Origin of the sequence: Nonomuraea sp. SBT364 (genome assembly GCF_001083785.1) — a bacterium.
GTDB lineage: Bacteria > Actinomycetota > Actinomycetes > Streptosporangiales > Streptosporangiaceae > Nonomuraea.
This window is the reverse complement of record NZ_LAVL01000274.1, coordinates 1-6,697: the sequence shown is the minus strand read 5'-3', so window position 1 is coordinate 6,697 and position 6,697 is coordinate 1. Positions and strand designations below refer to the sequence as shown.

The 6,697-nt window shown below is 73.2% G+C and carries 7 protein-coding genes and 2 tRNA genes; 7 read left to right on the top strand and 2 right to left on the bottom strand.

The window, feature by feature from the left end; genetic code table 11:
• A partial coding sequence (locus ADY59_RS45970) for a RidA family protein (RefSeq protein WP_049577261.1) occupies positions 1–446 on the top strand: 446 nt, incomplete at its 5' end.
• Here the strand turns inward: ADY59_RS45970 and hutH are convergent.
• The gene (gene hutH, locus ADY59_RS45965) at positions 443–1,993 is read right to left on the bottom strand and encodes a histidine ammonia-lyase (protein WP_049577255.1); all 1,551 of its coding nucleotides are present in this window, start codon (positions 1,991–1,993) and stop codon (positions 443–445) included. The two genes, ADY59_RS45970 and hutH, sit on opposite strands and share 4 nt — an antisense overlap.
• Positions 1,994–2,009: 16 nt before the next feature.
• Complete coding sequence (locus ADY59_RS45960; RefSeq protein ID WP_049577253.1) at positions 2,010–2,744, bottom strand: ArsR/SmtB family transcription factor; 735 nt, start codon at positions 2,742–2,744, stop codon at positions 2,010–2,012.
• Positions 2,745–2,801: 57 nt separating this feature from the next.
• Here ADY59_RS45960 and ADY59_RS45955 point away from each other — a divergent pair, with 57 nt between their 5' ends.
• From ADY59_RS45955 to ADY59_RS45930, 6 genes are all read left to right on the top strand, one after another.
• The gene (locus ADY59_RS45955; RefSeq protein ID WP_049577250.1) at positions 2,802–3,536 is read left to right on the top strand and encodes an SDR family oxidoreductase; all 735 of its coding nucleotides are present in this window, start codon (positions 2,802–2,804) and stop codon (positions 3,534–3,536) included.
• A 36-nt stretch (positions 3,537–3,572) separates the two neighbouring features.
• Positions 3,573–4,040: a hypothetical protein gene (locus ADY59_RS45950; protein ID WP_049577247.1), complete on the top strand. Its 468-nt coding sequence runs from the start codon at positions 3,573–3,575 to the stop codon at positions 4,038–4,040.
• A gap of 36 nt (positions 4,041–4,076) precedes the next feature.
• Positions 4,077–4,151: transfer RNA gene (locus tag ADY59_RS45945), tRNA-Gly, on the top strand.
• A 1-nt stretch (position 4,152) separates the two neighbouring features.
• Positions 4,153–4,224, top strand: a tRNA-Val gene (locus tag ADY59_RS45940).
• 461 nt (positions 4,225–4,685) lie between these two features.
• A complete protein-coding gene (locus tag ADY59_RS45935) occupies positions 4,686–5,447 on the top strand; it encodes an IclR family transcriptional regulator (RefSeq protein WP_053175812.1) in 762 nt (253 codons plus the stop codon).
• A gap of 175 nt (positions 5,448–5,622) precedes the next feature.
• Positions 5,623–6,697 (top strand): LLM class flavin-dependent oxidoreductase (locus ADY59_RS45930; RefSeq protein WP_049577244.1); only part of this gene is annotated, 1,075 nt, incomplete at its 3' end.

Here is a 6,697-nt window from a genome sequence, read left to right as displayed (position 1 = left end):
GTTCGTGGCCGGCACCCCCGCCGGGTTCACCGTCACCGCCCGCCCCGGACCCGGGACGGGCGGTGACGGTGAACCCGGCGGGGGTGCCGGCCACGAACGGCATGTACTCGCACGCGGTGCGCGTGGGCGACATGCTGTACGTGTCGGGCCAGGCGGCCTTCGACGAGAACGGCGACGTGGTCGGCGAGGGCTCGATGGAGGCCCAGGCCGAGCACGTCTTCGAGAACCTGTCGCGCATCCTGGCCGACCAGGGCGCCACGTTCGCCGACCTCGCCTTCGTCCGGACGTACCTGACGGACATGGACGACCGGCTCGCCTACGGGCGCGTACGCAGGAAGTACATCACCGGGACGCCGCCGGCGAGCACGACCGTGGAGGTGTCGCGGCTGTTCATGCCCGGCCTGCTGCTGGAGGTCGACGCGATCGTCGCGCTGCCCCGGCGTTAGGCCAGCGGGCCGGTCACGGACTCGGCGGCGCCGACCACGCCGCCGTCGGCGACCAGCCGGACGGCGGCGTCGATCTCCGGCGCGAGGAAGCGGTCGGGTCCCGGGCCTGGCACGGTCTCGCGCAGGGCCGCCAGCCCGGCGGCCGTGGCGGGGGCGGGTTCGAGCGGGCGGCGCAGGTCGATCGCACGGGCGGCGGTGAGCACCTCGACGGCCAGCACCCGGGTCAGCCCGTCGACCGACCGGCGCAGCTTGCGGGCCGCCGACCAGCCCATCGAGACGTGGTCCTCCTGCATGGCCGAGCTCGGGATCGAGTCGACGCTGGCGGGCACGGCCAGGCGCTTGAGCTCCGAGACGATCGCCGCCTGGGTGTACTGGGCGATCATGTGGCCGGAGTCGACGCCGGGGTCGTCGGCCAGGAACGCGGGCAGGCCGTGGTTGCGGGCCACGTCCAGGAACCGGTCGGTGCGCCGCTCGGACATCGAGGCCAGGTCGGCGGCGACGATGGCCAGGAAGTCGAGCACGTAGGCGACGGGGGCGCCGTGGAAGTTGCCGTTGGACTCGACGCGGCCGTCGGCGAGCACCGCCGGGTTGTCCACGGCGCTGGCCAGCTCCCAGCCGGCGACGGCGGCGGCGTGCGCGATCGTGTCGCGGGCGGCGCCGGCGACCTGGGGGGCGCAGCGCAGCGAGTAGGCGTCCTGGACGCGGGTGCAGCTGTCCGGGTCGCGGTGGCTGGCCATGATGCCGGAGCCGGCCAGGATCTTCACCATGTTGGCGGCGGCCAGCGCCTGGCCCGGCTGCGGGCGCAGCGCCTGAAGCTCGGGGGCGAAGACCCGGTCGGTGCCGAGCAGCGCCTCGACGCTCATCGCGGCGCTCACGTCGGCGGTCCTGACGAGCCGGAGCAGGTCGTCGATGGCCAGCACGAGCATGCCGAGCATGCCGTCGGTGCCGTTGATGAGCGCCAGGCCCTCCTTGGCGGCCAGCTCCACGGGCTCGATCCCGGCCTGCTTGAGCGCCTCGCCCGCCGCCGTCAGGTCGCCGGAGCTGTCGCGTACGACGCCTTCGCCCATCAGGGTGAGCGCGACGTGCGCCAGCGGGGCCAGGTCGCCGGAGCAGCCCAGGCTGCCGTACTCGTGCACGACCGGCGTGATGCCCGCGCTGATGAGGGCGGCCAGGGCCTTGGCCGTGGTCGGCCGCACGCCGGTGTGGCCGGTGGCCAGCGTGTGCAGGCGCAGCAGCATGAGCGCGCGCACCACCTCGGTCTCCACCTCGGGACCGTTGCCGGCGGCATGCGAGCGCACCAGCGAGCGCTGGAGCTGGGCGCGCAGCGCCGGGTCGATGTGGCGGGTGGCCAGCGCGCCGAACCCGGTGGACACCCCGTACGCGGGCACCGGGCTCTCGGCCAGCTCGTCCACCCGCTGCCTGGAGGCCGCGACGGCGGCCACGGCGTCGTCGGTGAGGCGTACGGCGGCGCCGTGGCGGGCCACCCGGATGACGTCGTCGAAGGTGAGAGGTTCGGGACCGACGTTCACGACTCCGTTGTCGCGCATGATGTGAATCTCCCGCTTAGGTAACTGGCGAATGCCAGGTTAGCTCCTTACTCCAGGGCGCTGTCACCTGGCCGGGGAAGAGCGCCGCCAGTTCCCTCCTGCCCTCGTCGGTGAGGGTCAGCGCGCGCGGCCCGGCGCCCGGCCGGAACCAGCCGCGTTCGAGCAGCACGGCCGTGACGGCCGCGCCGAGCGCACCGCCGAGATGGGGGCGCCGCTCGGTCCAGTCGAGGCACTCGGGGGCGAAGCGCCGCCTGGTCCCGCGTGCTCCCGCCACGTGCACGCCGATCCCGGCCAGCAACCGCTCCCCCACGGCGGTCACCTCCTCCCCCGCCAGGCAGCCGCTCTCGCGCAACGCCTCGAACAACGCCACCCCCGCCTTCCCCGCGAGGTGGTCGTAACACGTACGCGCCTCCTCCAGCATGCGGGCCTGCCGGGACTGGCGCAGGGAGCGCACCGGCGGGCGGGCGCCGACCCTGGCCAGCACCTCCAGCACCTCGGCCGCCTCGGGCCCGGACAGGCGGTAGTAGCGGTGGCGCCCCTGCCGCAGCACGGTCACGAAGCCGCCGTCGAGCAGCCGCGCCAGGTGCGCGCTCGCGGTGGCGGCGCTCACGCCGGCCAGCCGGGCCAGCTCACCCGCCGCCAGCGCGCGCCCGCCGAGCAGCGCCGTCAGGATGGCCGCCCTGGTCGGGTCGGCGATCAGCGCGGCCACGGGGGCGATGTCGGCGTCACGAACGGTGTGGTCAGCAGCCATATGCCGACGTTAGCCCACTCATCCTTCGTTCCCGGACGAAGCAATAGGCTCACGCTCGTGACAACTGACGGAAAGGTCGCGCTCGTCACGGGCGCGTCGCGGGGGCTCGGCGCGACCATCGCGCGCAGGATGGCCGCCGACGGCTGGGCCGTCGCGGTGAACTACCACTCCGACCACGCCGGCGCCGGCCGGGTGGCCGCGGACATCCGGGAGGCGGGCGGCCGGGCGGAGGCGTTCGCCGCCGACGTGACCGACGAGAGCGCCACCGGCGCCCTGGTCGCCGCGGTGGCCGAGCGGCTCGGGCCGGTCGGCGCGCTGGTGCTCAACGCCACCGGGCCGCAGCCCGAGGTGCCGATCGAGGACCTCACCTGGCAGGCCCACCTCGACCAGCTCACGTTCTTCGTCAAGAGTCCGACGCTGCTCGTCCGGGCGTGCCTGCCCGCGTGGAAGGCGCACGGCGGCGGCCGGGTGATCCAGATCGGCTCCGACGTCGTCGACCGCGCCCTGCCGCGCATGTCCGCCTACATCGCGGCCAAGGGCGCCCAGCAGGCGCTCACCCGCTCCTGGGCCCGCGAGCTCGGCCCGCACGGCGTCACCGTCAACCTCGTCGCGCCCGGCTGGATCCCCGTCGAACGCCACGCGGGCCTGGAGGTCGGCGACTACCTGGCCGAGGTCCCGCTGGGCCGCATGGGCTCGCCGGGCGACATCGCGGAGACGGTCTGCTTCCTCGCCTCCGACCGGGCCGCGTTCATCACCGGCGAACGCGTCACCGTCAACGGCGGGCACACTTAGACCGCGCGTTGAACGTCCGGCGGCCAGGATCGGCCCATGACCAATCCCGCACTCGCCGTAGCCGAAGCCGCCGACCGCTGCCTGTCCCTGGCCGAGACCTGGCTCGCCTGGGACGGCAGGCCGATCGTCACCGACGGCGCCAACCTGTGGACCCCCGCCAAGGCCGCCCGCCGCATCCAGGACCACCTCGTCGACCACCTGGCCGAGGTGGAGGCGCTGCTGGCGGGCGAGCCGCCGCTCGACACGCCCTGGCACGGGCGCACGGTGACCCTGGACTCCGACTGGGCCCGCTTCACCGAGCTCGACCTGCACGAGGCGCGGGCCCGCTGGCCCCGGCTCGCCCAGGCGTACGTGCACCGCTACGCCACCGTCCCGGACGCCTGGGACACCCCGCGCGACCCCAACTGGACCCTGCGCGAGATCGCCGCCCACGTCGCCGGGATCACCTGGTACGCCGAGCAGGTGGGAGCAATCCAGTTTGGGGAGTCGGCGAGTTTTCGCTAGAGTTCTCTCGTCACCCCGGCGCTGACCGGGGCGGGCGCGGAAGTGGCTCAGTGGTAGAGCATCACCTTGCCAAGGTGAGGGTCGCGGGTTCGAATCCCGTCTTCCGCTCCAAGGACGATTAGCTCAGCGGGAGAGCGCTTCCCTGACACGGAAGAGGTCACTGGTTCAATCCCAGTATCGTCCACACGATCTTGTTCAGGCTGTCATGCCTGACCTGGCTCATGGAAAGTGCGCCTACCGCCCCGGCCGGTGAGGCCCGGCATCCGGATGCCCGGTGACGATCGCCCCAGCCCCCTGTCCCACGCGCTCGCGCTGTCCCTCCGCTGCGGACCCGGCCCGTGGCCCGCGGGGCCGCCCGCCACCCCGGCGCCGCATGCGAGATCGCCGACGACCTCATCAGGGAGCCCGTCCGCCTGATCGGGCGGCGCGTGCGGCTCCGCGGCCGGCCGTGACCTGGTGCTCCTGCTCGGCACCCTGGAGGAGTTCACCCCGCACGCGGAGGTGGCGCGGCGGCGCAGTCAGCCGGACGGCAGCGGGCCGTGTACGAGCCGGCGCGAAGCTCCGTACCGCCATGACCGGGTTCGTGACTGACGGAAGGCTCATTTTCAAATGGCGCACCGGCCGGGTGCGGCGGATGCTGGGGGGATGAGCGGCGACGAACCCAGCGACCTGATCCGCAGCGTCTCACGCGCCCTGCGCGTGCTGGAGGAGGTCGCCCAGTCCGACCGGCCGCTGACGGTCAAGGTGATCGCGCGCCGGTGCGGCCTCAACCTGTCCACCTCCTACCACCTGGTCCGCACGCTCTGCTACGAGGGCTACCTGCTCCGGCTGCCCAGCGGCGACTACCTGCCCGGCCCGCAGGTGGCCGAGCGCTTCCACGAGATGCTCGGCGCGCTGGGCCGCCCGCCCAACGCCCGGGCCGTGCTCGGGCACCTGGCCGCCAGCACCGGGCACACCGCCTACCTGGCGCGGCTGGCCAAGGGGCGGCTGGTGATCGCCGAGGTGGCCGAGGGGCTGTACTCGCCGTGGCTGGAGGACCTGCAGGCCGGGCTGGAGGCCGCGCCGCACGCCACCGCGCTCGGCAAGGCGCTGCTGGTCACGCTGCCGCCCCGGGCGCGGCGCGCGGTGCTGGAGGAGTCGGGGCTGCGCCGCTTCACCTCCCGCACCCCGGCCACCGCCGAGGACGTCGAGAGGGAGCTGTACGGCCTGCGTCCCGGCCAGGTGGTCGAGGAGCACGGCCAGTATCGGGAAGAGGTGGCGTGCGCGGCCATCGCCGTGCCGCAGGACGGGGACAACCCGGACGGCCGGTGGACCCTCGGCATCTCCACGCTCGGCCTGGAGATCCCGCCGTGGGCGCCGTCGGTGCTGCGCGAGGCCGCCAGGGACCTGGTGGGGGAACACCGGTGACAGCGATCGTGACCGGGCGATCGGGGCGGGCTAGGATCGCCGTTGCCGGGCGGGGAGCCCCCCGGCGGATCCTCCCGGCGGCCGGCGTCGACACCTGGTGACAGCCGGAATAAACAGGCACGCTCGATTGCTGAGATGGCTGTTGAAACTTCAACAGTATAGGCTGGTGACTAAGATGCAGTTCGGGATCTTCAGCGTCGGCGACGTGACCACGGACCCGACGACGGGCCGCACCCCGACCGAGGCGGAGCGGATCCGGGCGATGGTGACGATCGCGCTCAAGGCCGAGGAGGTCGGGCTCGACGTGTTCGCGATGGGCGAGCACCACAACCCGCCGTTCGTGCCGTCCTCCCCCACCACCATGCTCGGCTACATCGCCGCCAGGACCGAGCGGCTGCACCTGTCCACCGCCACGACGCTGATCACGACCAACGACCCGGTCAAGATCGCCGAGGACTACGCGATGCTGCAGCATTTGTCCGGGGGCCGGGTCGACCTGATGATGGGCCGCGGCAACACCGGGCCGGTCTACCCGTGGTTCGGCCAGGACATCCGGCAGGGCATCCCGCTGGCCATCGAGAACTACGCGCTGCTGCACCGGCTGTGGCGCGAGGACGTGGTCGACTGGGAAGGCCGCTTCCGCACCCCGCTGCAGGGCTTCACGTCCACGCCCCGGCCGCTCGACGGCGTGCCGCCGTTCGTGTGGCACGGCTCGATCCGCAGCCCGGAGATCGCCGAGCAGGCCGCGTACTACGGTGACGGGTTCTTCGCCAACAACATCTTCTGGCCGAAGGAGCACTTCATCCGGCTCATCACCCTCTACCGGCAGCGTTACGCCCACTACGGGCACGGCACGCCGGAGCAGGCCATCGTCGGGCTCGGCGGCCAGGTGTTCATGCGCAAGAACTCGCAGGACGCCGTGCGCGAGTTCCGGCCGTACTTCGACAACGCCCCCGTGTACGGTCACGGGCCGTCGCTGGAGGAGTTCACCGCCGAGACGCCGCTCACGGTCGGCAGCCCGCAGCAGGTCATCGACCGGACGCTGGAGTTCCGGGAGCACTTCGGCGACTACCAGCGCCAGCTGTTCCTCATGGACCACGCGGGGCTGCCGCTGAAGACGGTCCTGGAGCAGCTCGACCTTCTCGGCGAGGAGGTCGTGCCGGTGCTGCGCGCCGAGTTCGCCAAGGGGCGGCCGGCGGAGGTGCCGGACGCGCCCACCCACGCCTCCCTGCTGGCGGCCCGTGCCGCCC